Source organism: Pseudomonas abyssi, assembly GCF_003444685.1.
In the GTDB taxonomy this organism is placed as follows: Bacteria; Pseudomonadota; Gammaproteobacteria; order Pseudomonadales; family Pseudomonadaceae; genus Halopseudomonas; species Halopseudomonas abyssi.
Genome location: NZ_LMAZ01000001.1, coordinates 1,573,182 through 1,599,456, shown reverse-complemented (window position 1 = coordinate 1,599,456; position 26,275 = coordinate 1,573,182). Strand labels below are relative to the sequence as shown.

Below are 26,275 nucleotides of genomic sequence, written 5' to 3'. Positions count from 1 at the left end.
ACAGTGACAGCAGCCGGACACCACAGGAGCCCAGGATGAAAATTGGCGAACTTGCAGAACAGACCGGCCTGGCACCCTCACGTATTCGCTTTTACGAGCGAATCGGCCTGCTGAAAACGGTAAAAAGACAATCCAACGGCTATCGCAGTTATCCACCCGAAGCGGTATTGGTGCTCGGCATGATTACCGCCGCGCAGAAAGCCGGCTTCAGCCTGGATGAGCTGCGCACCCTGCTGCCTTCTGACCTGACACAGTGGAACCATCAGGCTCTGACTGACGCTTTGCGGCAGAAGATTCAAGATATCGAAGAGATTCAGCAGCGGCTGGCCGACAGCAAAAGCCAGTTGCAGGATGTACTGAATCAGGTAGAAGCCAAGCCGGACGATATGGACTGCGCCACCAACGCCCGCCGGGTCTGGTCGCAGATCAGCTTTGGCGAGGCTGCCGCCAAAGCGACTAGCAAGGGCGACTCGACCATCAAGCACTAAGCCAGCCGTTTGGCCGCACGCCTTGTGCGGCCAGCGGTATTCAGGCGCTCAGAACCCTGCGCACCGCCTCGGCTGTTGCTTTCGCAGATTGCGGATTCTGCCCTGTCACCAGCTGTCCATCGGTCACCACGTTAGATACAAAGGGCAGCCAGGCCTTCTGGTACAGCGCACCGCGCTCACGCATTTGCTGCTCGGCGTTGTAGGGCATCTTGCCCGACACGCCCGCGAGTATCTCCTCCAGCCATGAAAAGCCGGTCACCCGCCGATCTGCGACCAGTCGTTTGCCGTCGGACAGACGGGTGTTGAGCAGCCCGCAGTAGCCATGACACACCGAGCCGACAACGCCGCCACGCTCATAAATGTCGCGGCTCAGACGCTGCAGGGCCAGATCATCCGGAAAGTCCCACATCACCGCATGGCCGCCGGTAAAGTAGATTGCGTCATAGTCGCTGGCATCAATCTCCTGCGCCTTGGCAGTGCTCTTGAGCATGGCCATGCGGCGGTCATCGGCCAACCAACGCTTGGCTGATGCATCCAGATTTGGCCATTTAAGCGACCGCGGCTCCAACGGCGAAGGCCCGCCGAGCGGACTGACCAGCTGCTGGTTAAAACCGGCCTGTTCAAATACATCCCAGGCGTGCGTCAACTCCGAAAGCCACAACCCTGTCGGGTGCGACGGATCCTGGTAATGCGCGACGTTACTGACAACCATCAAGATTCGTTTGCTCATATGCTCTCCTGCCGGATGAGTCAGACTCCGCGGCGGGCACCGCGCTCGATCAAGCAGGCTAAAGTTGAACAGCGCTTCAAGGTCAAGCAGAAACGGCCCCGAGCTATATTGGCGGCGGAGACAAACAAAGCCTTGACCTTGAAGTTTAGTTTAACCCTAGTCTTGTGCTCAGACCGATTCCTGCCCTACCAGTCATATGAGGACACACCCGATGCAGACCATACTTGGCGCCAGTGGCCAGATTGGCGAAGAACTGGCCCGTGCCCTGCACGATAACTTCACCACCGATATCCTGCTGGTCAGCCGCAATCCGAAAAAGGTCAACCCGACCGACAAGCTGTTCAGCGCTGACTTGCTGGATGCGCAGCAGGCCAGAGCAGCCGTCGCCGGTGCGGACATAGTGTATCTGACCGCCGGACTGCCGATGGATACTCAGCGCTGGGTCGAACAGTGGCCAATCATGATGAGCAACGTCATTGAAGCCTGCGCTGCGCATGGCGCACGTCTGGTGTTCTTCGACAACACCTACATGTATCCGCAGACCGCTGAGCCGCACACGGAAAGCACGCCGTTCAAGCCTAACGGCGCCAAAGGCCGGGTGCGCGCGCAGATTGCCAACCAGTTGCTGCAAGCCATGCAGGAAGGAAAGGTCGAAGCGATGATCTGCCGCGCTCCGGAGTTTTATGGCCCGGGCAAAACCCAGAGCATTACCAATTCGACCATCATCGACAACGTCAGCAAGGGCAATCCGGCTCGCGTATTTTTGCGCGACGACACCCTGCGGAGCCTTATCTACACCCCCGACGCCAGCCGGGCGATGGCACTGCTGGGCAACACGCCGGATGCCTGGGGGCAAACCTGGCACCTGCCCTGTGATGACAACCGCTTGACCTACCGACAGTTCATCGCGCTGGCAGCCGAGGTGTTCGGCACCTGTGGGGATTACAAAATCCTGAAGCAATGGCAATTGAGTCTGGCCGGTCTGGTAAACAAGACCGCCCGGGGCGCTGCCGAATTGCTGCCGCGTTACCGCGTCGACAACCTCTTCGACTCAAGCAAGTTCAAGGCGCGCTTTCCCGAGTTCAGGGTCACGACCTACCGCGAAGGCTTGCAGGCAATCGCCAACGAACGCAGCCACTGAGACGGCATTGCAAGAATGGTCTCAGCTCGCTGCCAACCCACGCATCGCCTCGATGTCCCGCTTTGGCAGCGCAACCACTTTTGACAATGCAGCGGACTCATGACGGTCAGGCTAGTGTGGGGTTCGCGCAACAGCCGGACGCGTAGGTTGCTTCACATCTGGTCAGCGGGGGGGTGGTGGAAGTACTGGAGCAATGGTCTGATAGTTTTCCCGGCTACCATCTCTATTATCCCAGCCGCCATCAGCAGACGGCGGCATTCAGGGTCGTGCTCGAACAGCTACGCGGCAATTGACGCGCATGGGCAGCGTCAGATATGCAGCTCGACTCGCTTAACGCCGAGGCTGCGCAGCTCTGCAACAGCATCGTCCAGTAGAGAGAACGACAGTACGTCGTCATTCTCATCAACCAAGAAGAATCCGCGGCCGGCACCTTTCTTGAAAAAAATGATCCACTCCTGAGTGGCCGCCGGGTTGGCCATCAGATAGGTGTCAAACAACAGGCCTTCCGCCTGTTTTGCCTGTACATCGCTTCTTTTCATCTAGGTCACCGCATTAGTTCAGGCTCAGCCCCAAGCTCGGCTGCCGAAATAAAGTACATTACCCTGAAAACGGCGAACCAGGCCGCGCCGTTGCAGGCTGTAATCCGGCAAGCAGACGCTGTTACTCGCATGGAGCATGCTTGCGAGTCTCGCGGCTGTTTAGGCTAGATGCTGCTCGTAACGAGAGTGTCCCGCCCCTGCTGCAGGTGGCTGATGGGCGCATGGGCCGGATTATCCGCTGCACTGTGTCTGTGCGGACACAAACAAAAAACCCGGCGCAAGGCCGGGTTTTGTTTATATGGCGGAGGGACAGGGATTCGAACCCTGGGAAGGCTTTCACCTTCGCCGGTTTTCAAGACCGGTGCATTCAACCGCTCTGCCATCCCTCCACGGGCGGCAATAGTACCGGAAATCCCTGTTGAGTCAATGGGGTACGGCATCGAGATGCGAATGGGCCGGCAAGCTGTGGCTGTACACACGAATGGAAATACTTCATTCCCGCGCGCTGCTTGATTTGCCGGCATCAACCCGTATTATCGGTCAGTATCCGAAGGATCCCGATTTTCAATACAGGAGCGGTGCATGAATATGCAGGAACACAACACTACCCTTCAACACGCTGGCGTCAGCGAGGCGGAAGTCAGCAAGCTGTTCCGCAATACCTACTCGCTGCTGGCTCTGACTCTGGCATTCAGCGCTGTCGTCGCCTTTGTGTCGATGAGTCTGAACCTGCCCTACCCCGGCATCATCATTACCCTGGTTGGCTTTTATGGTCTGCTGTTTCTGACCACCAAGCTGCGTAACTCAGGCTGGGGGCTGGTCAGTACCTTCGCTTTCACCGGTTTCCTGGGTTACACCCTGGGGCCCATCCTCAATGCATACCTGTCGCTGCCTAACGGCGGTCAACTGGTCGCCATGGCGCTGGGCATGACGGCTCTGGTGTTCTTTGGCCTCTCGGCTTACGCCATTCTGAGCCGCAAGGACTTCAGCTTCCTGTCCGGCTTTATCATGGCGGGCTGTATCGTGCTGATGTGCGCTGTCGTAGCGAGCTTTTTCATCCAGATGAGCGGCTTGCAGCTGGCCATTTCTGCCGGTTTTGTGCTCTTCTCCTCTGCGGTGATCCTGTACCAGACCAGCGCGATCATCCATGGTGGTGAGGACAACTACATCATGGCGACCATTACGCTGTTTGTATCGATCTACAACCTGTTCCTCAGCCTGCTGCAATTGCTGGGTATCTTCAGCGACGACTGATCGGCAGCGCTGCGTTATACTCAATGGCCCGCCTTTTGGCGGGCCATTTTCGTTTGTGAGCTCGACACCATGAAGTTTGCCATTGCCTTGCTGGCCGGCCCGCAGGACCCGGCAGCCCGCAGTGCCCTCAAATTTGCCGAGGCGGTGCTGGCTGGCGGTCACCAGATCAGCCGGCTGTTCTTTTACCGCGATGCGGTTCATCTCGCCTCCACTCTGGGCGTGCAGCCCCAGGACGAATGTGACCTGGCACAGCGCTGGCGTGCCTTTATCCAGGATAATCAGCTGGACGCCGTGGTGTGTATCGCCGCAGCGTTGCGCCGTGGGGTGCTGAACGAGGCCGAGGCCGACCGCTGGGAGCGTCCGGTGGCGAATACCGGCGAGCCTTGGGCCTTGTCAGGGCTGGGACAATGGGTCGATGCGTTGCAAACCGCAGACCGGGCGGTGACCTTTGGTACCTGAACTGAAAAGTCTACTGGTGATCAGCCGTCAGCCACCATCGGCCCTGGCCGCGCGTGAAGCGCTGGATCTGGCGCTGGCCGCTGCGGCGTTTGGCGTGCCTGTGAGCATGCTGTTCATGGATGCTGGTGTGCTGCAATTGTTGCCGGGACAGGAATCGGCGCTGATCGAGCAAAAACCGCTGGCGGCCAATCTGCAGGCCTTGCCCATGTTCGGGGTCGAAGATGTCTATGTTTGCCACCACTCACTGGCAGAGCGTGGCTTGCAGCCAGGTCGTTTTCTGCTGACTGCCAAGGCGGTTGACAGCGCCGAGATCGCCAGCCTGCTGGACCATCATGACCAGGTGGTTACCCTATGAGCTCAACTATGCTGCACATCTTGCGTCATGCGCCGCAGGACGACACGCACTTTGCCAGTAGCCTTCGCGTCATGGGGCCGCATCAGGGGCTGCTGTTGATCGAGGATGCCGTATACGCGCTGTTGCCGCGCACCAGCTCGGCCAATGCGATGCAACTGTTGCCCGGCAGTGTGGGGCTTTACGCTCTGGAAAGTGACGTGCAGGCTCGTGGGCTGCCAATTGACGACCTGCCGCGACGGGTGATGCTGATCGACTATGCGCAGATGGTCGAGCTATGCATCAGCCACGACAAGGTGCTGAGCTGGTGAGCCAATCCATGCAAGTCGATGGACGCGATATCGCCCTCGACAAGGAAGGTTTTCTGCAGTCGCTGGATGATTGGTCTGAAGCTGTTGCGGCCGAACTGGCCCGGCGCGAGGGTATCGAGCTGACGGCGGCGCACATGGAGGTCATTCTGCTGCTGCGCCGTTTCTACCAGACCTATCAGCTCTCCCCCGCCATGCGCCCACTGGTCAAGTTCGTCGGCCAGGAGCTGGGCAAGGAAAAAGGCAACAGCATGTATTTGCTCAGCCTGTTTCCCGGCAGTCCGGCCAAGTTGGGCAGCAAGTTTGCTGGGCTGCCCAAGCCGGACAACTGCCTGTAGTCGGCGGTCAGTCGCTTTCCAGCGTCGCCAACACCACCAGTTGATCGCCATCAGTCAGGCGCAGGGGCTTGTCGCGCGGTGGGTTGAGCTGCAGGCGGCGACCTTCTGCGTCGGCCTTGGCTCGGTAGATGCCCAATGCCGTGTCACCCTGAAGAGCCACCACGGCCTCCAGGTCGGCGAAGGTGGTGACGCTCTGCATCGGGTAATCCTGCAAGTCACGGAACAGCAATTCCGGGCCACCGGTCGTCAGCAGGTATTCAAACATCAAACCCAGTTCACGGCGCTGAGCAATCTGCGCCATCAAATGGCTGAGGATGGTCGGACCGACGATGGTCTCGCCGCGCTTGCGCACCACCAGCGCTTCGTTGGCCGGATCGCTCAGCTCCAGCAGCAGCTGCGGCCGCTGAGTGCGGTCACGCAGCAGTTCGTCAACGATCAGGTAGCCGACCATGGCGCGGGCGTCCGCCTCCTCGCCCGACTCCAGGCGGTCTGAGGATATCAGCAGGATCGAATCGAAACGCTGTTCGATCAACCCACGCAGTGCCCCCTCCACCATGTAATCGGCCTGGCTGTGGTGACATTCCACCCGCGCGGTATCCGGGCTGTAGGCCTGGATGGCGGCAATGCGTTCGGCCGGATCCAGTACCGATACCATGTGAACGTCGAAGCGAAAGTTGCGATAGCCGGCCAGCTCATGGATCAACGCGGGGACGCGGCGGCTCCAGCCAAGGATAAGCAGGCGTCGCATCCCGCCTGCCTGGCGTTGCGGCGCGCTCGCCGGACGCTGCAACGGTCTCAGCGGCGTACTGGCCTCCGCCACCGGTTCGGCGTGCGCATAATCGCGGGCCAGCATCACGACCTTATCGCCAGCCTGAATGACCTCCTCGCTGGGCGCATTGAGCCAGGTGCGCCAGCTGCCGCCATCGGGACGCATCAGACCGCAGACAATCGCTTCCGGCGCGCGGCTGCCAATGTCCGCCAGGCTCATGCCAACGCAGTTGTCGGTGGAGCGGATATAGAACTCGTTGCCGTCGTATACCGTGAGAACTTCGCCAAACAGCTCCGGCAGACCGGGGTGAATGATCGACTGGGCAAACAGGCGACTGACCAGCGCATCACTCGCCAGCACCTCCAGCGGGCCGGAATAGGCGCGCTGCATGACGGTCAGCTTGCGTCGGTCATCGACCTCGGCGACGACGTAGGGCGGCGTGATACCGCGCTGCTGGGCCTGCGCCTGCAAGGTCAGCAGTGCCTTGATGGTCTCGACGTCGCTGCTGACCAGCCCGCCAGCAGTCTGCATGCGACCCGGGATCAGCACCACGGCCGCCTGCAGGCAGGCGGCCCGATCCAGGTCTTCAGGCTGCAGCGCGGTACCGGAGCGCAGGATGATGTTGCTCATATTGCGGCGGATCAGCGGAATGGCGCGAAGCTCATGGACATGCTCGGCGGTGACTTCCTCGGCCAGGATCACCAGCCGCAGGCGCTTGGTCAGGCGAGCCTTGAGCAGGCGCTGGATACCGCCGTTAACGTCGAGAATTTCCTGTACCAGCGGGATAGTGCGGTTGGTCCAGCCAAGAATGACGATGTGGTCGGTTACGGTGACCGGTGTCAGGCCCTGCTCCAGCTTGACCATCATGGCAATCAACCAGCGGGTCATGATGGCTACCAGCGCGCCAAGAAAGACCACGTAGCCGCTCAGGGTCAGCACGGTGGAGACGATGCGTCGCCAGGTGCCCTCATCATCGCCGAGGTAGCCCGGATCGGTCAGGCGAAGAAAGGCCCACCAGACCGAGTCGGCCAGATCACCCTCACCACTGCTGGGGTACACCAGCCAGCCGCCGACCAACGAGATCAGGGCGATAAAGGCGGCGACTACCAGCAACTGATAATGGGCGCCCTTGATGAACTGGCGCTCGACCAGATAACGCAGCCGGTCGACAAAGGAGAATGGCAACATGGAGTCTGGGTCTCGCTGGCAATTTCTTAACGGTGGGTTTTCCTGCTAGATTGCGTCTTCGACCCAGCCAGCGTCTATCTGTTCACTGCCATGGATTACATCGAGCACATTCTGGGCATCGCCCTGATCGTACTTTACTGGCTTTTTACCGCCGCAGTTACCCTGCGCGTGCTTGGTAAACGTACGCCAGTCAGCGTCACGCTGTCGTGGCTGCTGGTTATCTACATCCTGCCGGTGGTGGGCGCCGCCTTGTATCTGATGCTGGGCGAACTCAACCTCGGCCGTCAGCGTGCGCGCCGGGCCGAAGAGATGGTCAAACCCTTCCTGAGCAGCGTCGCTGAAGACTTTCAGGGGCCGCGGGGATCGCTGCCCGGAGGCTCGCTGGTCCAGGGCATCCACCAGATGTTGCAGCAGCGCCTGGGCATGGGGGCGCTGGGCTATGAGCAGATGACCCTGCTGGACAATCCAGACGCTATTTTCAGCCGCCTGTGTGAGGATGTTGCCAAAGCTCAGCACAGTATTCACTTGGAAACCTATATCTGGTTTCCCGGCGGGCGTGTCGACACCCTGTCCGAGGCGCTGATGGCTGCTGCGGCGCGTGGCGTCAAGGTATCGCTGCTGATTGATCATGCCGGCAGCCGTGCGTTTTTCCGCTCGCCTTGGCGCAAACGCCTGATTGATGCCGGTATCGAGGTCGTACCCGCCCTGCCCGTCCGGCTGTGGCGTGCGCTGGTGCAGCGGATCGACCTGCGCCTGCATCGCAAACTGGTGGTCATTGACGGACGCATTGCCTACAGCGGCTCGATGAATATCGCCGACCCGCGTTTTTTCAAGACAGAGGCCAAGGTTGGCGAGTGGGTGGATATCATGCTGCGTCTGGAAGGGCCGGCGGCACACGGCCTGGACAAGGTCTTTGCCTGGGACTGGGAGGTAGAAACCGGCCTGCGTCGCCTGGCGCCCGCCCCCGTCAGCCCGCCAGCCTGCTACAAGTGGCTGTCGATCTTACCCTCAGGCCCCGGAACCGGTGAAGACCTGATCGGGCAGGCGGTGTTGTCCAGCATCTACCGGGCCAACGACAGCATTACCATCAGCACGCCCTACTTTGTGCCGTCGGAAGCCATCTTCGACGCCCTCTGCCAGGCCGCTCGACGCGGCGTGCGCGTCAAGGTGCTTATTCCGCAGCGCAACGACTCACGCATGGTGAGCTGGGCCAGTCGGGCCTACTTCGAGCGGCTCTTGCAGTCGGGCGGTGAGATCTACCTCTTCGCTGGCGGCTTGCTGCATACCAAGGCGATGCTAATGGATGATCAGCTGGCTCTGGTGGGCAGTGTAAACCTGGATATCCGCAGTCTGCAGCTCAACTTCGAGTTGACCCTGACCCTGTTTTCCCCCGAAGCCTGCGCCAGTATCCGTCGCCTGCTGGACGGTTACCTGCAAGACAGCACGCCGCTGGAGCTGGAGCGCTGGAAGCAGCGCTCTCGGGCCGCTCGCGTGCTGGAGCGCGGGATGTTTTTCTTGAGTCCGTTGCTCTGATCCGGGACCTGCCGGCAGCGGGTAGTGCCACTTGTCATTACAAAAAGAAAGGACTTGCAATCGTTGTTGTGATGGCTAAACTCAAATGAGTTTGATTATCACTTGCGAGATTGCAATGAAAGTGTACCTGGTCCCCGTCAGTCTCACCGTCAGCATGATGAGCCCCGCTGTGCTGGCATCCCAACACCCTGCTCCGCAGCAAGCCCACGCGCGGCAAAGCGCGGTGGTGCAACTGCAAGAACACAGCCGGTCGCTCGCTCAGTTGCTGCAGCAGCCGGTAGACGTGCAGGCCCTGAGTCAGCTTGAAGAGCTGAGCTACCAGCTCGAAGGCGACCTCCTGGCTCTGGGCAGCGCCTGGTCACGGGTGGCCGAGCCGCTGGAGTCGCTGCACCAGGCGGTGGAACTGGGCGATCCGGACGCCGCCCAGCGCCATGCCCGGGGCTATCTTGAAGCCATGTCCAACTGGCAGACCGGTCGCCTGGGTTGAGCGTCTGGGCCGGCCCCGGCATGCGGCGTTGACGGCTGCTTTGGTGGCCCTGCCCTGCAGATGGCCTACTGAGCCGAAACGGCAACCGCAGCGCGCCGTTAAAGCTGGCTGGCGATGGGCAGCCAGCCCAGCGTCCAGCTCATGAAGCGGCGGAAGCGGCTGGCGTCAGGTTCGGCGTCCCAGGTTTCATCCTCTGCCTGCCAGCGCACCTCCCCCTGTTCGTTCAGGCTAAGCTCAAAAGCGTAGTCTTCTGACGTCCAGCGCTGAAACAGATCAACCATCTCCTGGGCCAGCTCTTCGTTTTCGATCAGAACGCCGACTTCGGTGTTGAGCTTGATCGAGCGCGGATCCAGGTTGACCGAACCGATAAACGCCGATTTACGATCAAATACGAAGGTCTTGGCGTGCAGGCTGGCCAGGGACTCACCAAGGAACGGGCTGGCCCTTTCCTGCTGGCCCGCAATGGGGCGTAGCTCCCACATGTTTACCCCACCTTCGAGTAGCGGCACCCGTGAGCGCGCGTAGCCGCTGTGCACCGCCAGTACGTCGGTGGTGGCCAGCGAATTGGTCAGAACGGAGATATCCACCCCACGCTCGCGCAACTTGAGCAGCAAGCGCTCACCTGGCTCGCGCGGTACAAAATACGCAGAGGTCAGCAGCAGTTCCTCTTCGGTCTGGAGGATGGGCTCGGCCAGCGCGCGTCCCAAAAAAGCGACCTGATTACCGTCACCGTGCGGATCTGACTTGGACGGATCATCATAGAACCAGGTGGCCTTGCCCCAGTGCCAGTTCAAGGTGGAGCCGCCCATTTGGCTGAGGAAGCGCGAACGCTCGACGGCGCGCACGTAGGGGTTGCTTGCCACCGCGCGGCTGCTTGAGCCCAGGCGAGCGCGTAGCGCCGCCAGATCATCGGCATCTGCCGCATCAGCCATGACATTGATCGGAATCGCGATACCGCTGTTCCAGAAGTTGTCAAAGCTGTCCGAGGCATCATTACTGATCGGCCCTATGCCGATAACATCGACATCCTGAAAGTCGACATCGGTGAGCGCAAAATACTCGTCCCCGATATTGCGACCACCAGTGATCAGCGCCTGGTTGTCCGCCACAATCAGCTTGTTGTGCATGCGGTAGTTGATGCGCCCAAACTCGCCCAGCTTGCTGAACAGCTTCAGCCACTCGCTGCGCAGGCTTAGCGGGTTGTACAGGCGCACCTCGATATTGGGGTGAATATCGACCGTGGACACCCTGACATCTTCCAGCCCGGCGCCGACGTCATCAATCAGCAAGCGGACTCGCACACCGCGATCGGCCGCCTTGAGCAGGTGCTCGGTAATCAGCCCCCCGGTTACGTCGGTGTTGTAGATGTAGTACTGGATATCCAGGCTTTGCTCGGCCATGTCGATCAGCCGAATGCGCGCGGCCAAGGCATCGGCGCCATTGTGCAGGAGAATAAAGCCCGACTCCCCTCCACTTTCTGATTGCCTGCTACTGACATAACGACTCAGCGTCGTGTTGTCATCGCTCGGCAGGTGATAGCTCGGCAGCTCGCTATGGCTGTGGCCTGCAGTGGCACAGCCAACAATGAGTGTGATCAAGCCGATCAGAAGCAGAGGTCGCAACATGTGTATGTCCTTATCGAACGCCCGGTAGCTTGGCTACCGGGTCATGGCTTGGCCTGGCTACTCCGTGTACTGGTCTGTGACCACCAGTTGATAGCTGACCCGACGCACGCCTCGATTGTCGATCACAACGTATCCACTTTGTGCAGGCTTCAGCCCTTGAGTATAGGCAGCACTGTAGAGCGCACGCCATGCAGACTCCACACTGTGCTGCGTGCGATCAAAGTCCAGACTGAGTACCTGCTGCTCGGGTACCTGGCGTGTCTGGTAGCCCGCTTGCGGTACCGGTGTTCCGTCGACCGGAAAGGCGACGGTAAAGTTCAGTTGCTCCGGCGAATTGCTGGCCAGGTCATCGAACACCAGATTCAGCGGGCCGGCGACGCCGACCTGGCCGCGACGCTGTGCGGTGATGGCGACATTCACCGCCATCGACCCCACCTCGTCGAGCAGTTCGTCCGGGTGCAGGCGTGCAGCCCTGCCGAAGAGCACGCTGGCCGGGCGCGTCAGCAGGCGAACCGGATAGACCTGCCCGTCTTCCCGCACCTGCAGCTCTTCGCCAGAACGAATATCCACCGCCTTTTGCGCGCTGACCGGCAATGGCGCATAGGTCGAGGCACAGAGTTCAGAGGCTTTGAAGCTGTCGCGCTGGCTGGCGGACAGTTGCTGGTTGGCCGCGACGGCCCGGCAGATCTGCTGATCGTATCCGCGCCAGGCCTGGCGCAGGGCGCCCGCCTCGGTCAGCGTGCGGATGCTGCCCTCTCCGGCGTTGGCCGCTGCCAGCAAGAGTGCAGTCTGCCGGCCCTGGGCAGCCTCACGCCGATCAGGGCCGCCCACGCCAACACCCGGTGCGGCTTTTGTTTCAGCATGCACATTGGCGCCAGCGGCCAGCAGACGACGCATACTTTCGATCTGGTTCTGCTCGGCAGCCACCATCAATGGCGTTTTACCCCAGGCATTACCGGCGTTGGGGTCAAAGCCGCGCTGAAGCAATAGGCTCACGGCTTCGGGGTTGGCAACCGCCGCCATCAGGGCGGTATCGCCGTCCGGCCCCTGGCCGCGCGCAGGCCCCAGCACCTCGGTCTCGTAATCCACAAAATCACTGACGACGTTCAGCGGTGCGCCATTGAGCAGCACGCTGTGCAGGGTGGCAAACTGGCGCCCCTGCTCCAGGGCGCCTGGCTCGGGCGCAAACGCATAACGTGGCTGGTAACGGGCAAAGGGCGCGGGCAGGTCCTCCGGCAGTTGCTCAGGCAACTGCAGGTTCTCCATGCTGCGAGCAAAAGTTTCGTGCAACAGCAGGCTGGCAGCCAGCTGTGCTTCCTCAGTGCTCAGGCCCTGATCGGCAAACATCTGGTTCAGTTCCTGCTGGGCCGGTACGAGCATGGGCATAATGCGCCGGTAGCGCTGCTTGTTGCCCAGGTTACGCTCTGACCAGGCAAAGAAAGCGTCCATCGCGGCATCATGACGCTGGCGGATGGCAGCTTCACGGCCGCTGCGAGTGTATTCATCCACCCCCAGCAATGGCAGGTTCAACAAGGTCCACTGATACTCTTTCCAGCGCTGGTGCAAGTCGCGTCGATCCTGCTGCGAGTAGCCCGGCAACGGGTCGCCAGCCAGACTGCTCAGCTCTGCATCCAGCAGCGCAAAGCTCGGCAGGCCACGCAGGGTGTCGGTGCGCGGCGGCGTCAGATAGCTTTGCATCAGGCACAGCGGCTGCAGCTCAGTGCCAAGGGCGTATACCCCGGCGTAGGCGGACTCGCCGCGCGCTGCCGGGGAGTAGAAGCCCCAGGTTTCGTTGACCAGCGCCAGCAGTTCACCCTGGTAGCGGAACAGGTCGATGCTGGCATAGTCGCTGGTTTGCGAAGAGGAGGCGTTGGCGCGACCGCCGTAGTTCGGCTGCTTGGCAACCCAGGCTGGCAGGGTGCGATGGTCCATGACCACCCGATCATCAATACGCAGGCCGCGTGCGCGCTGCTGATACCCGGCGTAGAGGCCGGCGTTGTAGAGCTCGACCCGGTAGCGATGGCCGTTGGCTGATACCTCATTGTCCGCAGAGCGATTGCCGGCCAACAGCTCGGCACCGGCCAACTGATTGATATCGGGGTCACCCTTGGCAGCCAAAGCGTTGTTGAGCGCGGTCGCGATCGAGCCACAGAAACCGGGGCGCTGTTCATCAGCTACCCGAAACTCCGCATAACTTGCCCAGCCATGACGCTGGGATCGCGCAGCAGTTTGTGGTTCGGGCCACCGACGGATCTGCTCTATACGCTCGCGATAGAGCCCTTGCAGGCAACGCTGAGCGTCAGGGTTGTCTAACAGTGTGCTGTCGGAGGCATTGCCAAGCCCGCAATAGCCGCCACGCGCAAGCAGCCACTGGCGCTGACTGGCAGCCAGGGCCAGTGCCCCGGGCAGATCCAGCTGGTCCAGCCGCTGGTGCAGCAGATCCGCAAGAGTGCGATCCTGGGCAGCCAGCGCATCATTGGCGCACACCTGGCGGTGTACTTCCGGCAAGGCGCCGCTGCAGTCGAAACTGGCCCGGCCCGGTGTCGGCAAGGCGGACAGGCGCGGCGTGAGGTCGGGTTTGGGTTTTGGGCCCGGAGGTGGATTACTGGCGCAGGCGCCAAGCAACGCAGTCAGAGCGATCAATGCACCGCGTGATGGGTTCAACATGCGTTCACTCCCTGATCAATCAATGAAAATGGCTGTGCCGTAAATGGTGTACCGCCCTGCTCCGCCACCCGGTGGCGGCGGGAACGGACCGGCCTGACGAATCGCCTGCTCGGCCGCCCGATCCAGCACGGTGTCGCCGCACGGGTCAATCTCGAAGGCAATCATCTGGCCGCGCTCATCCACCGTGATCTCATAGGGGATGTAGCATTGCCGCTTGAAGTCCTCCGGATCACCCTGATAGCCGGGCGGTGGCTTGTAGACGGAGCCAGCGGGCCGCCGCAGTTGCGCCGTGACCCTTCCCTTGACGGTGTCGGCATAACCCGAGGGTGCCATCCGGCCCCGGCTGCTGGCCTGCGCTGCTGGCGGTGGGCTTGGCGGCGCAGCCCATTGCTGGTTAGCGCCAAAGCTGTGAACCGGCGGCCCACTCGGCTTGGGCGGGCTTGGCGGTGGCGTTGGCTGCGGCGCAGGCTGAGGCTTGGGCGGCTCGGGCAGCGGCTCTGGCTCTGGCTCAGGTTCGGGCTCTGGTTCTGGCTCCGGTTCTGGCGGCGGCGGTGGCGGTGGCGGGACATACAGGTCCACCGCAATCGCATCCGGCCCGCTTGGCAACGGCTGATGACGGAACTGCGCGCCCATCAGCCAAGCCAGCAACGCCAGGTGCAGGCCGATCGACACCGCCGCGACCAGCAGGCGAACAGGCCAGCGGCTGCGGTTTGCGTTTGTGTCCATCAGGGCTCCAGTTCTTCCGAGGCGACCAGGCTGATCTGGCTGTAGCCGGCTTTCTGCAGGGTATTCATTACCTGCATCAGCGTGCCGTATTCGACGGCCTTGTCGCCGCGCAGGAACAGCCGGGTGCGCACATCGTTGCCGGTGATGCCGTGCACGCCGGCGGCCAGTTGCTCAAGGCTCAACGCCTGTTCCTGAACAAAGAGCTTGCCGTCGGCCTGCACGCTGACGTACACCGGCTCCTCCGGCGGTGGGTTTGGCGCTGCCGCATTGCTTGGCAGGTCAACCGGCACATCCACCGTCGCCAGCGGCGCTGCCACCATGAAAATGATCAGTAGCACCAGCATCACATCCACAAAGGGCGTGATGTTCATCTCGGCGTTTTCCTGATAGTTGTGCCGTTTGACCAGCGGCCCCGAGTTCAGCTGAATGCCCATATCAGCGTCCTTCGTCCAGTTGACGGGAAACGCTGGCGATCATCTCTGCCGAGAAATTGTCCAGCGCGCCGACAAAGCCATTAATATCGCGGGCAAACTTGTTGAAGATCATCACCGCTGGAATCGCCGCAAACAGGCCAAGAGCGGTCGCCAGCAAGGCTTCGGCGATACCGGGTGCCACCACCGCCAGGCTGGCTGATTTCAGCGTGGCGATGCTGGCGAAACTGTTGAGAATCCCCCAGACGGTGCCAAATAGGCCGATAAAGGGTGCGGTCGCGCCGATGGTGGCAAGCACCCCCATCATGGTGCCCATGCGCGCCAGATCGCGCTCCTGAACGATGCCTGCGGTCAGGGCAATGCGCTGCAGCAGGCGGTTGATGCGGTCTGGTTCGTGATTGTCGGCGTTGAGGTTACGGTAGTGACGCAGCTCACTCTGAGCGACCTGCCACATGCGGCCCATTGCGCTGTGTTCCAGCTGGTCGCCCAACTGTTCGGGCTGACCGGCACGGAATGCTTTGAGAAAACGCGCGTTGCGGCGCCGCGCGCGGCCAAATACAAAGACCTTTTCCAGCAGCACCGCCCAGGTCAGCAGTGAGCAAAATACCAAGAGGATCATCACCGACTTCACCAGCGGATCGGCCTGCAGGTACATTTCCTTTACGCCGAAGCTGGTATGCGGGGCGTCGACGTCAGCCGCCGTCGGCGCCGTATTCAGCGCGGGCGCGCCCTGCGTTGCTGCAGCCGTCTGGGCTGCTGGCGGCTGTGCCTGCACCGCTGTCTGCGTCTGGGCGCTGTCGCTCTCGGCCTGTGCCAACACCAGCCCCGCCGAGGTGCCCCCAGCACCCAGCAGAACCAGTAATGAAAGGGCGCGCAAACGCTGTTGCCAACGGCTGGCGGAGTGAGAGAAGGACCGAATGTGCATGGAAACTCCGATTATTGTGTTTGTTGTTTGATCTGTAGCATGCGTTGGCTGTCTAGCCGTCGATGTTCTGTGGCGTCAGAATGGCGTGCAGTTCGGCCACGTATTGGCCAAAGGCCTCACGCCCGCCCGCTGTCAGGCAAACCCGCGTACGCGGTTTCTTGCCGACAAAATCTTTTTTGATCTGTACGTAGTTAGCCCCCTCCAGGGTGCCAAGATGCGCGCCAAGGTTGCCGTCGGTGGTGTCGACAATGCTGCGCAGTGATACAAAATCCAGCCACTGGCGAGAACCCAGCGTATTCAGCGCGGCCATGATCTTCAGGCGTACCGGTTGATGAATCAGATCGTTGGGAGATTGCATCAGCACCTCCGCAACCAGCAGCCTGCGACAATCAGCGTGCCGCCCCAGCTGAACGCCAGCCACCACCAGTAGTGGGTATCGGCAAACCAGTAGGCGCAGCAGCACAACAGCGCCAGAGCCGCGCCAAGCACGATGTAGCGTGGACGCGACTGGGCGCCGCGGATGACGTAGAGGGTGGCGACAAACAAGGGAACGATCATGCCGCCCTGGCGCGGCGTAATTGGCCAGAACAGCACATGCAAGATGACATCGAACAGCAGAATGGACAGGATTATTAACAGGTAGCGCGGAGCAATGCCGGGGGCGTCGCTACTGCGGCATGCCATGCGGGTGCCCAGAACGACGCCGCTAAGGGCAATCGCCCCCCAAATCAGTAACAGGTGCGACTGTAGCAAGGCGCTCAGGATGCACCCGGCCATATTGAGACTGCCCCAGAGCATGAGCTGCTGGGCCTCAAAGCGATAGTCCTGAAAGCCGGCAACACGAGCCTGCACGTTGCTGATTTCGCGCAGCGCCTGGGCGGCCTCCTCCCGAGAAGGTGGCATAGCAATATCCGTGATCTTTGTTTTTATCGTTGCAAAGCACTCTATTTGACAGAGTAGACAAAAACAAGATGCGTATCAGAAAAAACTGTCTGGTCTTTTTGCGCCGTCAGCTCGATTCGATAACGCCCGGCGCCCAGGCCTCTACTCGGTTGCGGCCATTCTCCTTGGCGCGGTACAGCGCCTGATCCGCGCGCTCGACCAGGGTATGCAATGGCGCCTGCTCGTTCGGCGCAATCAAGGTATACCCGATGGAGACGGTGGCGCTTAGGCTGTCCTCTCCCGCGCCAACATCGGTGGACTGCCATTGGCTGCGCAAGCGTTGCGTCAGAGCCTCTATCTGCGCGCCATCGATATTGCTGACCAGCAGCAGAAACTCTTCTCCGCCGAAACGGCAGGCCAGATCCTGATCGCGCAGATGGCCACCGAGCAGGCGAGCGAAGCTGGCCAGCACGCGATCACCGGCCTGATGCCCCCAGGTGTCGTTGATGCGCTTGAAATGGTCCAGGTCCAGCAGCATCAAGGCTGCGCTATGGCCCTCACGACGATTTGCCGTCAGTTGGTGTTGTGCGGCCTGATCAAAGGCCCGACGATTGAGCAGGTTGGTAAGGGAGTCATAGCTGGCCTGCTGCTTGAGTTCTTCCTGCAGGCGGCGCAACAGGAACATGATGCACAGCATCGAAAACGCGTAGATGAAGACGATCCCTTCCAGGTAATTGAGCACCTCGACTGGCTCGGCTTGCTCGAAGGTGGTGGCCTGGATGTACACCGGGTCAATGCAGTAGAGCACAAAGCGGCGAAGGTAAAGCGCCGCGTGCAGTCCCCAGATGACACACCAGGCAATGGTCAGCGTGCGTTGTCGCCCCGATGTGAGCAGCAGCTCTCGTGCCATCAGCAGGCTGATGACGACGACGACCGCGCTGTGGGTGAGGATACTGAAGCGCAGAGAATCACGCAGAATGAAAAAAGCCAGGCCCTGGGCGAGCAGAAACAGCAATTGATAGCGCAACAGGTGCGGCGGCGAGGCGCGAAGACGGTAGCAGCGCGCGCCCCACCAGAGTACGAGGTACCCTTGGGTTAGTGCCACCGCGCTGATCCACAGCGGCAGATACTCACGGGCAGACTGCAACAAGGCCCCGGCGACCACCATGGTCAGGCCCAGCGCCCAGAATCGCATGGCCGGCACCTGAGGGTTGAGCGCTGCAGCGACCAGCAGGCATAACACTGCAGTAGCGGTAGTCAGCGCTAAAACCAGCATAAGGGTCGTCATGTCGAGCACAGTCAATCACCCTGCAGGGTTATTTTTTGTGCTCAGAATACCCCTTGTTCATGGCCTCTTGCCATGGCCGGTTGCCGTGTTTTGCATTTGCTGCCCTTCAGGGGCAGGCACTGTTGCCCTGCTCCACCCAGATCAGGTCTTCGACCGCAAAACCGCGCTGGCGGGCCGCTTCGACAAAGGCCTGCTTGACCTCCGCATCGGGGTTGGGGTTACGGGCAAGCAGCCACAGGTAGTCGTGGTTGGGGCCGGAAACATAGGCGTGCTGGTAGTCGTCGTCTAGCCCGAAGACCGCGTAGGTGCCATAAAAGGGCCCGAAGAATGACACTTTGAGATAACCGGTGTTGTCGTCTTCCACAAAGCGCGCTGTACCCTCTGCCTGATCCCACTGTTTCTTCTCGGCGTTGCAGCCGCGGTTGATCACGCTGATGCTGCCGTCAGCAGCTTCTTTATACTCGGCCGTGACCTGGCTCAGGCCACGCTCGAAACCGTGGTCCAGGCGCGCGACCTCGTACCAGGTGCCCAGATAGCGCTCGGCGTCGAAGGGGCTGACTGGCTCCACGCCCGTGGGCAGGCGCACGCAGCCGGCGGCTGCGGTGATGACCAGTGCGGCCAACGCAATGGCGTGTTTATTCATGGGTATTCCTCCAGCAGGTAGTCAAGCAGGCGCTCCAACAGGGCCGCTGTCGCATCCAGGGTTTCCTGCGACACCGCCAGAATCTGCTCCGCGCTCTGCACTTGGCCGCCCGGCACCAGTGATGCGGCGTCGGCCGTGACGAAGGCATCAAGCAGTGCACGATTGGCTTCCAGGTGAAATTGCAGCCCGATGACCGAACGGCCCAACTGAAATGCCTGGTGGCGGCAGACGTCACTTGACGCCAGCAACACCGCGCCGGCGGGCAGATCAAAGGTCTCGCCATGCCAGTGCAGCACCTCAATCCGGTCAGGAAAGTGAAAGGCCGCGCCGTTCAGGTGCGTATTGCCAAAAACCGGCAGCCAACCGATCTCCCGCTCCGGTCCCGGGTACACCGGCTGGCCCAGCGCGCTGGCGATCAGCTGCGCGCCCAGACAAACACCTAACACGCGTTTGTCGGCGGTCAGCGCCTGGCGTATAAACGCCTTCTCATGTGCCAGCCATGGCAGCTCGGTTTCATCGTTGGCGCTCATGGGGCCGCCCATAACCACCAGCAGATCAAAATCGTCCAGTGAAGGCAGAGGGTCTCCTGCGTACAGGCGCGTGCCGCTGACCTCTACTCCCCTTGCCCGCAGGCTGTCCTCGATAATCCCCAGCCCTTCAAACTCGACGTGTTGCAGGTAATGCGCGCGCATGCCCTCGTTGCTCCTTCATACAGCTTCTAACGGCCAGACAGCGCTGCTCGACCCGCGTGCAGGCTGGGCCGGTTATTGATTAGCGCTTCGCTCATGTGATGGGCATGGCTGACAAAGGTTCCCTGCCGGTGACCCGAGGGTGATCTGCGTCTCACACGTCCTTGAAGCCGAACACATCGGCCTGCTGGTAGCGCTTGAGGCACAGCGTCATGAGCAGCGTACGGTGTGGCCGGAACAGATCACGGGCCTGATCGACATCCAGCACCAGTGCGCCGATATCGGTGTCACGGTAGGTGCGGTAGCCGACCTTGTTGTCAGCCAGCTCGGGACAGGCCGTTATGCTGACATACAGGCGATCCTCGGGGCGCTCGTACAGAGCCTGCAAGCGATCACAATTGACTAGCAGGCTACGGTAGTGCCTGGCCTGGGAATACACATGCACCGAACTGATGACGTCTTCCTGCACCAGACGGGTCAGGCGCCGGTCGCGACGGGTTTTATCGTCGTTGAAATAGAACTCGATGATGTAGTCAGTCACGGCAGCGCCCTGGTCATCCATGACGCGAATGACCGTGTTCTGGTAGGCATTGTAGTGATCACCATCACGCTGACTGGCGGCACGGCTGACCTCGTCGGTGTGCTCCGCCAGCCGCTGACGCCAGTCAGCAAAGCCGCTGTCCGGCACCATCAGCGCACCACAGATCAGGCTCCAGGTCATCGACTCCCGAGTGCCCCGCCCCCTGGCGGTGATACTGCTATGATCTTCGCCGTCGACCACGGCAAAGGCCAGTCCCTGCGCTTGGGCCTCCTGATAGTCGATGCGCGGCGCGGCATCCGGTTGTTGGCTGAAGTCGATCAGCATACGGGCTGCCTGTAGATTGGCCGTTGATACCCGCACGGTGCCATCGGTGCCGGGCTTATTGGCAACGGCGGCGATGCCGCTGTAGCCGCTGTTGCCGACCAACACAGTACACAACAGGTTGCCATCACCCAGTGGCGCGTCGGCGTTGAACAGATCCTGCTCGGCCAACTCCCAACTGTAGCTGCTGGCCAGCTCCAGCCCCTTGAGAATCTGCGCGCCGGTTTCAAACAGGCGGCTGCCCTTCCAGCCCTTGACGGCCCGCCCGATGACCGAGCGCCCCGTGTGTGCCAGCGGTGAGCCGAAGTTGGCCGGAGCCAGCATCAGCAAATGGTGAATGGGACGGCAATCAGGAGCAAACCGTCTCAGCCAGTCACGGATCACCAGGCCACCGGTACTGTGCACGATGGCATCGACGCTTTTGGGCGTGCGCGGCAGCCCGCGGTCGTCCCAGGCACGATCAAGCGCGGCCACCAGATCAGCAAAAGTGACCTGGTCATCCAGCGAGATGTAGTCGCCCAGATGGATGTCGGCTACCTCGGCAGAGATACCGTCGGGCGGTGGGTTGGCGAGCCGTTTGGCGAGGTCGCGAAAGGAGCTGTAGCTGTCGCTCCAGCCGTGCAGAATGACCAGCATAGATCGTCTCCGCGTTGGATATCGGGCTCGGCGCGAATGACGACTGCTGGACGGCTTCCTGCCGGGTTCGGTTATTAACCTTAGACGCTGCTGCGTTCCTTGCACAGCGCCCTCTGAATCTGTGGATTCGCTGGTGACCAGCCTGGCTGGTCACGCAGCGTCGAGCAGCACTAGCTACCCTCGACGCGGAAGCCCACCTTCATCACCACTTGAAAGTGCGCGACCTTGCCATCGACGATATGGCCGCGGGTTTCCTGCACCTCAAACCATTCCAGGTTTTTTACCGTCTTGGCGCATTCGGCAATACCGCTGCTGATGGCATCGTCGATGCTGGTGGGCGAAGAGCCGACAATCTCGATGCGTTTGTACAGGTGATGATCCGACATGTGTTACCTCCATTGACGTATGCAAACCCGGCGCAAATAACAGGCGCCCGGTACTTCATCGACGACAGCGAGACGCCAGAGTTCCTGCAGAATCGAACGGGCAAGGGGGATCGGCGCTGCTGCGCAGGGGCCGCAACCTGACAGCGGCTGGCTGCCAGAGTCAGTCGGTTGGCCACCCAGGGCCGCAGCCCGGACAGCAGCAAAAGACCATACTGGCGGCTATCAATAAAACAACAAGGACACCCCTCATGCAGCGCTTGCTTCCCTTTGCCCTGCTGCTTGCACTCGGCAGCCCCGTTACTTCCGTTACGGCGGTTGAGCGGCCCAACATCCTGCTGATTGTCGCCGATGATCTGGGGTTCAGTGACGCCGGCGCCTATGGCGGCGAAATCAGCACCCCGAATATTGATCAGCTCGCCGCCGAAGGGTTGCAGTTCACCAATTTTCATGTGGCCGCCACCTGCTCGCCTACCCGTTCAATGCTGATGACCGGCGTCGACAATCACCTGGTGGGCATGGGCAACATGAAAGAAATCATGGCCGACAATCAGAAGGGTCAGCCAGGCTACGAAGGCTGGTTAAACGACAGCGTGGTCACCCTGCCCAGCTTGCTGCAGGACGCGGGCTACAGCACCTATATGGCGGGCAAGTGGCACCTGGGCGGACGACCACAGAGCCAGCCGGTAGCGCGTGGCTTTGATCGCTCCTTCGCCTTGATGGAAAGTGGTGCCGACAACTGGGAAGCCAAACATTACCTGCCCGGTGGTACGGCCACCTGGCTTGAGGATGGCAAGCCGGTCGACCTGCCCGACAACTTCTATTCCTCGTTTACCTACGCGGACAAACTGATCAGTTACATCGATGGCGGGCGGGCGCAGGGCAAGCCCTTTTTCGGCTACCTGGCCTTCCAGGCGGTGCATGCGCCGCACCAGGTGCCCGAAGAGTATATCGAGGGCTACCAGTCACTGTATGCCGCCGGCTGGGACCAGATTCGCGCTGATCGTTATCAACGCCAACTGGCCAGCGGGCTATTGCCGGACAGCGGCGAGAATCCGGTAACCGACGATTGGGGCACCTTTTATCAGCGCACCCATATCGACTGGGACTCCCTGGGGGACGATGAAAAAGCCTACCGCAGCCGCCAGATGGCCGTCTTTGCCGGCATGGCCGAGGCGATGGATCAGAGTATCGGCAAGGTCATCCGCTACCTCAAAGACAGCGGGCAGTATGACAACACGCTGATTCTGTTCATGAGTGACAATGGCGGTGAATCAACCGTGCTTCGCGAGGTCGCGCCGCTGTTCTATCGCCTGCGCTACAACACTGACTACGATGCTCTGGGCGCCCCCGGCAGCTACAGCGAATACGGTCCGGGCTGGGCCTACGCCTCCAATACGCCGTTCTACTCGTTCAAGGGCTCGCCGTTCAGCGGTGGCATGCGCGTACCGCTGATTATCAGCCAGCCTGGCCGTATCGCGGCTGGCACGCGAACCCACAGCTTTGGCTACGTCACCGATATCACGCCAACCCTGCTGGACGTCGCCGGCGTAGCGCAGCCCGATGGTGAGTATCGCGGCCAGCCGGTGCACGCGATCATGGGCACCAGCATGCGTGCGCTGCTCGAGGGGCGTGCAGAGCGAGTACACGCCCCCGACCACCCCACGGTGTACGAACTGGCCGGCGGCATTGCCGTGTGGCTGGGCGACTACAAGCTGGTGACCTCCAAAACCAACTCGATTCCGGCCCGTGACGGTCCGCAGCTATTCAATGTGACCGAAGACCCGCTGGAGCGGCATAACCTGGCGGAGCAACATCCCGAGAAAGTCGAGCAGATGATGCAGATCTACCGCGACTACGTGGTGCGCAACCAGGTCATCGAAGTGCCCGCAGATTACCGGGCGTGGGAGCAGGTGAAGAAAAACGGCCGTGAGCAGTTCATCGCCAATCATCGCCTGAGTCTGCTGCTGTTCGGTCTGGCCGTGATTGCCTTGGTGGTGCTGGGTGGCTGGTTGCTGGTGCGTCGCCAACGCCGCTGACCGGCGTCGATAAGCTGACGCAATGACCGAGAATTTGCCTGCTGATTCGATCTGGCTCCACGCACGGTAGGCGGACTAGGCTTGTGCCCTGCGCCACCTCCAATGCACTGGGGGTGGTTATCCGCGGGTCACCGGCCCGCCCACTGCCGGGAGAAAACCCAGTGAGTCTGGCCAAAGCCTATTTCGATGTTGGATTGTTTACCAATCAGTATGAGGCGCAACAGCGTTTTTGGTCCGAGCAGGTTGGCCTGCCGTTCGACCATACGCTCAAGCTGGGTGGTGGCGTGCGCCAGCATCGTTACCAAGCCGGCGAAGCCGTGCTGAAATTGAACGATGCCCGCGATCCCTTGCCGGCGGCAGAGCGCCAGCCGATTGCCGCTTTGCTGGTGGCGCTCGCCGGCCTCGACACGCCCCAACAGCTGCAAGACCCCGATGGCAACATGATTACGCTGGTTCCGGCCGGCCATCAGAGGATTCACGGCCTGGCCGTTCGTCTGCAGGTTCGCGATGTCGCCAGAAGCAGCCGCTTCTATCAGCAGGTCCTTGCCTGTGTCGAGGTGTCAGCCGGTGTGCTGCGCTGTGGGGAGGCGCTGATACTGCTTGAGCAGGCAGGCGCGAACAGCGCCCCTGATGCGACGGCGCTGGCGGCCAAGGGACTGCGTTATTTGACGCTGCAGGTATTCGATTGTGACGCTGCCTATGCCAGCGCTCTGGCCGCTGGCGCCGACGGCGCAAAGGCGCCGGTAACCATGGGCAGTACCGCGCGTATCGCCTTTATCCGCGACCCGGACGGGATCTGGATCGAGCTGTCAGAGCGCGCCTCGGTAACAGGCGAGGCGATCGGTTAGCCGCACAGGTAGGTGCCCGTGCCGACCGCGATCAGGTTGCCGTCGTCGGCGTGCAGCTCGGAGCGCACCACCCCGACCTTGTTGCCGGAGCGCAGAGGCACAGAGGTGCAGACAAACTGTTCCCCTCGGCCTGGCCGCAGGTAGTCGACACGCAGATCGATGGTGCCCAGCTTGGACAAGCGCGTCATACGCTCTTGCAGACTGAGGTGGGCATGCTTCTCGAACGCGCCAATCAGGGCCATCGCGCCACCGCAGACATCGATCAGCGAGGAGATAGCGCCGCCGTGCAGAATGCCCTGGGTGTAGTTGCCGATCAGGTCAGGACGCATGCGGATGCTCATTGCCACGCAGTCAGGGCGAATCTCGTCGATTTCGATACCCAGCAGCTGGTTATAAGGGATGCGATTGAAGAATCCGTGAACTGTCTTGACCAGGTCGTCGGGCAGCAGTTCTGGCGCGTCGTCGGGCGTGGGTGGGGTGAAGGGCGATGTGGTCATGGGTAACTCCTGAAACAATGGGTTACACCCTGCCCTATTCGCCCGCTGCGCACCAGCGCCGGACGGCGCTGCGTCCAGCATTTGGCAGTTTAGCCCTGATCGGTACCGAGTACGCCCCGCGTGCCGGCCTGTGCCTCAAACCACTTGAGTTTGTCATGCAGCTGAACCACTTCGCCGACAATCAGCAGCGTCGGCGGCTTGATCGTCTCCCCGGCCACCCGCTCGGCCATGTCGGCCAGGGTGCCGATCAGCACTTTCTGATTGTGGGTTGTGCCCTGCTGAACCAGTGCAATGGGCGTTTGCGCATCGCGCCCATGGGCAATCAGCTGGCTGCAAATGTCAGGCAGCCCCACCAGCCCCATGTAGAACACCAGCGTCTGCCCCGGCGCGACCAGATCACGCCATGGCAGGTTGGTGCTGCCGTCTTTCAGATGACCAGTGACAAAGCGCACAGATTGCGCGTAGTCACGGTGGGTCAGCGGGATGCCCGCATAGGCTGAGCAGCCATTGGCCGCGGTAATGCCGGGTACGACCTGAAACGGCACGCCGTGGGTTGCCAGCTCTTCGATTTCTTCGCCGCCACGGCCAAAGATGAAGGGGTCACCGCCCTTGAGCCTGAGCACACGCTTGCCCTGCTGGGCCAGACGCACCAGCAACTGGTTGATCTCCTCCTGCGGCACTGCGTGGTCGCTGCGCGCCTTGCCAACGTAGATGCGATCAGCATCGCGGCGGCACAGGTCAATGATCGCCGGCGCTACCAGGCGGTCATGCAGTACCACGTCGGCCTGCTGCATCAGGCGCAGTGCGCGGAATGTCAGCAGGTCCGGGTCGCCCGGGCCGGCCCCCACCAGGTAGACCTCGCCTTGATAGACTTTGTCGCGCTGGCCGCGCAGTTCCGCTTCCAGCATGATTGCCGCCTCGGCGTCACGGCCGGCGAACACACGCTCAGCCACCTCGCCCTGGAAGATGTTCTCCCAGAAGGCGCGGCGCTGGTTGATGGTCGGAAACGCGTCCTTCACCTGCTGGCGGAAGCGCTTGGCCAGCTGTGCCAGGCGGCCATAGGCAGCGGGGAACAGGGTCTCGATACGGGCCCGTGTGAGGCGTGCCAGCACCGGCGCATGGCTGCCGCTGGAAACGGCGATCAGCAACGGGGAGCGGTCGACAATGGCGGGGAAAATCACCGTGCACAGGTGAGGCGCGTCCACCGCATTGACCGGGATGCGCAGCGCCTGGGCATCGGCCGATACCCGCGCGTTGAGGCTCTCATCGTCGGTCGCGGCGATCACCAGAACAGCATGATCCAGGTCCGAGGACTGATAGCCGCCCTCCCGAACACTGCCGTGGCCGTTGGCGACCAGCTCGCGCAGTGCTGGCTCGATCTGTGGCGCGACCACGTACAGGCAAGCACTTGCCTCGCTCAACAGGCGCGCCTTGCGCAGGGCGATCTCGCCACCGCCGACAACCAGCACGCGACGGCCGGCAAGATTGTGAAACAGTGGCAGAAATTCCATACGGGGCTTTCTCGTCTGCAAGGTCATGACAGCAAAG

The 26,275-nt window shown here is 61.4% G+C and carries 28 protein-coding genes and 1 tRNA gene; 11 read left to right on the top strand and 18 right to left on the bottom strand.

Features of this window, described 5'->3' with window-relative positions:
• Positions 1-35 precede the first annotated feature (35 nt).
• Positions 36-488 (top strand): MerR family transcriptional regulator, encoded by a 453-nt coding sequence (locus ASB58_RS07425; protein ID WP_118129860.1) that lies wholly within the window; start codon positions 36-38, stop codon positions 486-488.
• A 40-nt stretch (positions 489-528) separates the two neighbouring features.
• On the opposite strand, the gene ASB58_RS07420 is transcribed toward ASB58_RS07425, so the two are convergent.
• The gene (locus tag ASB58_RS07420) at positions 529-1,218 is read right to left on the bottom strand and encodes a type 1 glutamine amidotransferase domain-containing protein (protein WP_118129859.1); all 690 of its coding nucleotides are present in this window, start codon (positions 1,216-1,218) and stop codon (positions 529-531) included.
• Positions 1,219-1,429: 211 nt separating this feature from the next.
• Between ASB58_RS07420 and ASB58_RS07415 the strand changes: the two genes are divergently transcribed.
• On the top strand, positions 1,430-2,359 hold the full coding sequence (locus ASB58_RS07415) for an NAD-dependent epimerase/dehydratase family protein (RefSeq protein WP_118129858.1): 930 nt from the start codon (positions 1,430-1,432) through the stop codon (positions 2,357-2,359).
• Between the two features lie 308 nt (positions 2,360-2,667).
• On the opposite strand, the gene ASB58_RS07410 is transcribed toward ASB58_RS07415, so the two are convergent.
• Together ASB58_RS07410 and ASB58_RS07405 are read right to left on the bottom strand one after the other, a co-directional pair.
• Positions 2,668-2,898 carry a hypothetical protein gene (locus ASB58_RS07410; protein WP_065335933.1) on the bottom strand — a complete coding sequence of 77 codons (231 nt, stop codon included), beginning with the start codon at positions 2,896-2,898 and terminating at the stop codon, positions 2,668-2,670.
• A gap of 299 nt (positions 2,899-3,197) precedes the next feature.
• Positions 3,198-3,287, bottom strand: a tRNA-Ser gene (locus ASB58_RS07405).
• A gap of 199 nt (positions 3,288-3,486) precedes the next feature.
• On the opposite strand from ASB58_RS07405, the gene ASB58_RS07400 reads away from it, so the two are divergent.
• From ASB58_RS07400 to ASB58_RS07380, 5 genes are all read left to right on the top strand, one after another.
• Complete coding sequence (locus tag ASB58_RS07400) at positions 3,487-4,152, top strand: Bax inhibitor-1/YccA family protein (protein ID WP_096005727.1); 666 nt, start codon at positions 3,487-3,489, stop codon at positions 4,150-4,152.
• 69 nt (positions 4,153-4,221) lie between these two features.
• Positions 4,222-4,611 carry a sulfurtransferase complex subunit TusD gene (gene tusD, locus ASB58_RS07395; protein WP_096005662.1) on the top strand — a complete coding sequence of 130 codons (390 nt, stop codon included), beginning with the start codon at positions 4,222-4,224 and terminating at the stop codon, positions 4,609-4,611.
• Entirely contained in the window at positions 4,601-4,966 is a 366-nt protein-coding gene (tusC, locus tag ASB58_RS07390; RefSeq protein ID WP_235827239.1) for a sulfurtransferase complex subunit TusC, read from the top strand. Before tusD ends, tusC begins: the two co-directional genes overlap by 11 nt.
• Positions 4,963-5,274, top strand: a complete 312-nt coding sequence (tusB, locus tag ASB58_RS07385; RefSeq protein WP_235827238.1) for a sulfurtransferase complex subunit TusB — start codon at positions 4,963-4,965, stop codon at positions 5,272-5,274. Before tusC ends, tusB begins: the two co-directional genes overlap by 4 nt.
• Before the next feature lie 8 nt (positions 5,275-5,282).
• Positions 5,283-5,609 (top strand): TusE/DsrC/DsvC family sulfur relay protein, encoded by a 327-nt coding sequence (locus ASB58_RS07380; RefSeq protein WP_118129857.1) that lies wholly within the window; start codon positions 5,283-5,285, stop codon positions 5,607-5,609.
• Between the two features lie 7 nt (positions 5,610-5,616).
• Here the strand turns inward: ASB58_RS07380 and ASB58_RS07375 are convergent, their stop codons facing one another.
• A complete protein-coding gene (locus ASB58_RS07375; RefSeq protein ID WP_118129856.1) occupies positions 5,617-7,566 on the bottom strand; it encodes a CASTOR/POLLUX-related putative ion channel in 1,950 nt (649 codons plus the stop codon).
• A 90-nt stretch (positions 7,567-7,656) separates the two neighbouring features.
• On the opposite strand from ASB58_RS07375, the gene cls reads away from it, so the two are divergent.
• Both cls and ASB58_RS07365 read left to right on the top strand, forming a co-directional pair.
• Positions 7,657-9,099, top strand: coding sequence for a cardiolipin synthase (cls, locus tag ASB58_RS07370; RefSeq protein WP_118129855.1), 1,443 nt, complete (start codon positions 7,657-7,659; stop codon positions 9,097-9,099).
• A gap of 115 nt (positions 9,100-9,214) precedes the next feature.
• Positions 9,215-9,586, top strand: coding sequence for a DUF6746 family protein (locus ASB58_RS07365; protein ID WP_147336796.1), 372 nt, complete (start codon positions 9,215-9,217; stop codon positions 9,584-9,586).
• Positions 9,587-9,684: 98 nt separating this feature from the next.
• On the opposite strand, the gene ASB58_RS07360 is transcribed toward ASB58_RS07365, so the two are convergent.
• The 12 genes from ASB58_RS07360 to ASB58_RS07305 form a co-directional block, all read right to left on the bottom strand.
• The gene (locus ASB58_RS07360; protein WP_118129853.1) at positions 9,685-11,211 is read right to left on the bottom strand and encodes a phospholipase D family protein; all 1,527 of its coding nucleotides are present in this window, start codon (positions 11,209-11,211) and stop codon (positions 9,685-9,687) included.
• A 57-nt stretch (positions 11,212-11,268) separates the two neighbouring features.
• A complete protein-coding gene (locus ASB58_RS07355; RefSeq protein WP_118129852.1) occupies positions 11,269-13,878 on the bottom strand; it encodes an ankyrin repeat domain-containing protein in 2,610 nt (869 codons plus the stop codon).
• Positions 13,879-13,893: 15 nt separating this feature from the next.
• Positions 13,894-14,604 carry a TonB family protein gene (locus tag ASB58_RS20020; protein WP_181977881.1) on the bottom strand — a complete coding sequence of 237 codons (711 nt, stop codon included), beginning with the start codon at positions 14,602-14,604 and terminating at the stop codon, positions 13,894-13,896.
• Positions 14,604-15,038, bottom strand: a complete 435-nt coding sequence (exbD, locus tag ASB58_RS07345) for a TonB system transport protein ExbD (RefSeq protein WP_118129850.1) — start codon at positions 15,036-15,038, stop codon at positions 14,604-14,606. The genes ASB58_RS20020 and exbD overlap by 1 nt, the downstream gene beginning before the upstream one ends.
• A gap of 1 nt (position 15,039) precedes the next feature.
• On the bottom strand, positions 15,040-15,960 hold the full coding sequence (locus ASB58_RS07340; RefSeq protein ID WP_118129849.1) for a MotA/TolQ/ExbB proton channel family protein: 921 nt from the start codon (positions 15,958-15,960) through the stop codon (positions 15,040-15,042).
• Positions 15,961-16,012: 52 nt separating this feature from the next.
• The gene (locus ASB58_RS07335) at positions 16,013-16,318 is read right to left on the bottom strand and encodes a winged helix-turn-helix domain-containing protein (protein ID WP_096005672.1); all 306 of its coding nucleotides are present in this window, start codon (positions 16,316-16,318) and stop codon (positions 16,013-16,015) included.
• Positions 16,318-16,863 (bottom strand): hypothetical protein, encoded by a 546-nt coding sequence (locus ASB58_RS07330; protein WP_118129848.1) that lies wholly within the window; start codon positions 16,861-16,863, stop codon positions 16,318-16,320. The genes ASB58_RS07335 and ASB58_RS07330 overlap by 1 nt, the downstream gene beginning before the upstream one ends.
• Before the next feature lie 106 nt (positions 16,864-16,969).
• The gene (locus ASB58_RS07325) at positions 16,970-18,130 is read right to left on the bottom strand and encodes a GGDEF domain-containing protein (protein WP_118129847.1); all 1,161 of its coding nucleotides are present in this window, start codon (positions 18,128-18,130) and stop codon (positions 16,970-16,972) included.
• Positions 18,131-18,236: 106 nt separating this feature from the next.
• Positions 18,237-18,773 (bottom strand): lipocalin family protein, encoded by a 537-nt coding sequence (locus ASB58_RS07320; RefSeq protein WP_118129846.1) that lies wholly within the window; start codon positions 18,771-18,773, stop codon positions 18,237-18,239.
• Positions 18,770-19,465, bottom strand: coding sequence for a type 1 glutamine amidotransferase (locus ASB58_RS07315; RefSeq protein ID WP_118129845.1), 696 nt, complete (start codon positions 19,463-19,465; stop codon positions 18,770-18,772). Before ASB58_RS07315 ends, ASB58_RS07320 begins: the two co-directional genes overlap by 4 nt.
• Before the next feature lie 151 nt (positions 19,466-19,616).
• Positions 19,617-20,960, bottom strand: coding sequence for an esterase/lipase family protein (locus tag ASB58_RS07310; RefSeq protein ID WP_118129844.1), 1,344 nt, complete (start codon positions 20,958-20,960; stop codon positions 19,617-19,619).
• A 170-nt stretch (positions 20,961-21,130) separates the two neighbouring features.
• Complete coding sequence (locus ASB58_RS07305; protein WP_083727778.1) at positions 21,131-21,346, bottom strand: dodecin; 216 nt, start codon at positions 21,344-21,346, stop codon at positions 21,131-21,133.
• Positions 21,347-21,594: 248 nt separating this feature from the next.
• Between ASB58_RS07305 and ASB58_RS07300 the strand changes: the two genes are divergently transcribed.
• Entirely contained in the window at positions 21,595-23,382 is a 1,788-nt protein-coding gene (locus tag ASB58_RS07300) for an arylsulfatase (RefSeq protein WP_118129843.1), read from the top strand.
• Positions 23,383-23,543: 161 nt separating this feature from the next.
• On the top strand, positions 23,544-24,230 hold the full coding sequence (locus ASB58_RS07295) for a VOC family protein (protein WP_118129842.1): 687 nt from the start codon (positions 23,544-23,546) through the stop codon (positions 24,228-24,230).
• On the opposite strand, the gene ASB58_RS07290 is transcribed toward ASB58_RS07295, so the two are convergent.
• Together ASB58_RS07290 and cysG are read right to left on the bottom strand one after the other, a co-directional pair.
• Positions 24,227-24,727: a thioesterase family protein gene (locus ASB58_RS07290; RefSeq protein WP_118129841.1), complete on the bottom strand. Its 501-nt coding sequence runs from the start codon at positions 24,725-24,727 to the stop codon at positions 24,227-24,229. The two genes, ASB58_RS07295 and ASB58_RS07290, sit on opposite strands and share 4 nt — an antisense overlap.
• An 89-nt stretch (positions 24,728-24,816) precedes the next feature.
• On the bottom strand, positions 24,817-26,238 hold the full coding sequence (gene cysG / locus ASB58_RS07285) for a siroheme synthase CysG (protein WP_118129840.1): 1,422 nt from the start codon (positions 26,236-26,238) through the stop codon (positions 24,817-24,819).
• Positions 26,239-26,275: the final 37 nt, after the last annotated feature.

Coding starts and splice junctions, on each gene's coding strand:
- ASB58_RS07425 (WP_118129860.1), top strand. CDS start 36: ATGAAAATTGGCGAACTTGCAGAACAGACCGGCCTGGCACCCTCACGT.
- ASB58_RS07420 (WP_118129859.1), bottom strand. CDS start 1,218: ATGAGCAAACGAATCTTGATGGTTGTCAGTAACGTCGCGCATTACCAG.
- ASB58_RS07415 (WP_118129858.1), top strand. CDS start 1,430: ATGCAGACCATACTTGGCGCCAGTGGCCAGATTGGCGAAGAACTGGCC.
- ASB58_RS07410 (WP_065335933.1), bottom strand. CDS start 2,898: ATGAAAAGAAGCGATGTACAGGCAAAACAGGCGGAAGGCCTGTTGTTT.
- ASB58_RS07400 (WP_096005727.1), top strand. CDS start 3,487: ATGCAGGAACACAACACTACCCTTCAACACGCTGGCGTCAGCGAGGCG.
- tusD (WP_096005662.1), top strand. CDS start 4,222: ATGAAGTTTGCCATTGCCTTGCTGGCCGGCCCGCAGGACCCGGCAGCC.
- tusB (WP_235827238.1), top strand. CDS start 4,963: ATGAGCTCAACTATGCTGCACATCTTGCGTCATGCGCCGCAGGACGAC.
- ASB58_RS07380 (WP_118129857.1), top strand. CDS start 5,283: ATGCAAGTCGATGGACGCGATATCGCCCTCGACAAGGAAGGTTTTCTG.
- ASB58_RS07375 (WP_118129856.1), bottom strand. CDS start 7,566: ATGTTGCCATTCTCCTTTGTCGACCGGCTGCGTTATCTGGTCGAGCGC.
- cls (WP_118129855.1), top strand. CDS start 7,657: ATGGATTACATCGAGCACATTCTGGGCATCGCCCTGATCGTACTTTAC.
- ASB58_RS07365 (WP_147336796.1), top strand. CDS start 9,215: ATGAAAGTGTACCTGGTCCCCGTCAGTCTCACCGTCAGCATGATGAGC.
- ASB58_RS07360 (WP_118129853.1), bottom strand. CDS start 11,211: ATGTTGCGACCTCTGCTTCTGATCGGCTTGATCACACTCATTGTTGGC.
- ASB58_RS07355 (WP_118129852.1), bottom strand. CDS start 13,878: ATGTTGAACCCATCACGCGGTGCATTGATCGCTCTGACTGCGTTGCTT.
- ASB58_RS20020 (WP_181977881.1), bottom strand. CDS start 14,604: ATGGACACAAACGCAAACCGCAGCCGCTGGCCTGTTCGCCTGCTGGTC.
- exbD (WP_118129850.1), bottom strand. CDS start 15,038: ATGGGCATTCAGCTGAACTCGGGGCCGCTGGTCAAACGGCACAACTAT.
- ASB58_RS07340 (WP_118129849.1), bottom strand. CDS start 15,960: ATGCACATTCGGTCCTTCTCTCACTCCGCCAGCCGTTGGCAACAGCGT.
- ASB58_RS07335 (WP_096005672.1), bottom strand. CDS start 16,318: ATGCAATCTCCCAACGATCTGATTCATCAACCGGTACGCCTGAAGATC.
- ASB58_RS07330 (WP_118129848.1), bottom strand. CDS start 16,863: ATGCCACCTTCTCGGGAGGAGGCCGCCCAGGCGCTGCGCGAAATCAGC.
- ASB58_RS07325 (WP_118129847.1), bottom strand. CDS start 18,130: ATGACGACCCTTATGCTGGTTTTAGCGCTGACTACCGCTACTGCAGTG.
- ASB58_RS07320 (WP_118129846.1), bottom strand. CDS start 18,773: ATGAATAAACACGCCATTGCGTTGGCCGCACTGGTCATCACCGCAGCC.
- ASB58_RS07315 (WP_118129845.1), bottom strand. CDS start 19,465: ATGCGCGCGCATTACCTGCAACACGTCGAGTTTGAAGGGCTGGGGATT.
- ASB58_RS07310 (WP_118129844.1), bottom strand. CDS start 20,960: ATGCTGGTCATTCTGCACGGCTGGAGCGACAGCTACAGCTCCTTTCGC.
- ASB58_RS07305 (WP_083727778.1), bottom strand. CDS start 21,346: ATGTCGGATCATCACCTGTACAAACGCATCGAGATTGTCGGCTCTTCG.
- ASB58_RS07300 (WP_118129843.1), top strand. CDS start 21,595: ATGCAGCGCTTGCTTCCCTTTGCCCTGCTGCTTGCACTCGGCAGCCCC.
- ASB58_RS07290 (WP_118129841.1), bottom strand. CDS start 24,727: ATGACCACATCGCCCTTCACCCCACCCACGCCCGACGACGCGCCAGAA.
- cysG (WP_118129840.1), bottom strand. CDS start 26,238: ATGGAATTTCTGCCACTGTTTCACAATCTTGCCGGCCGTCGCGTGCTG.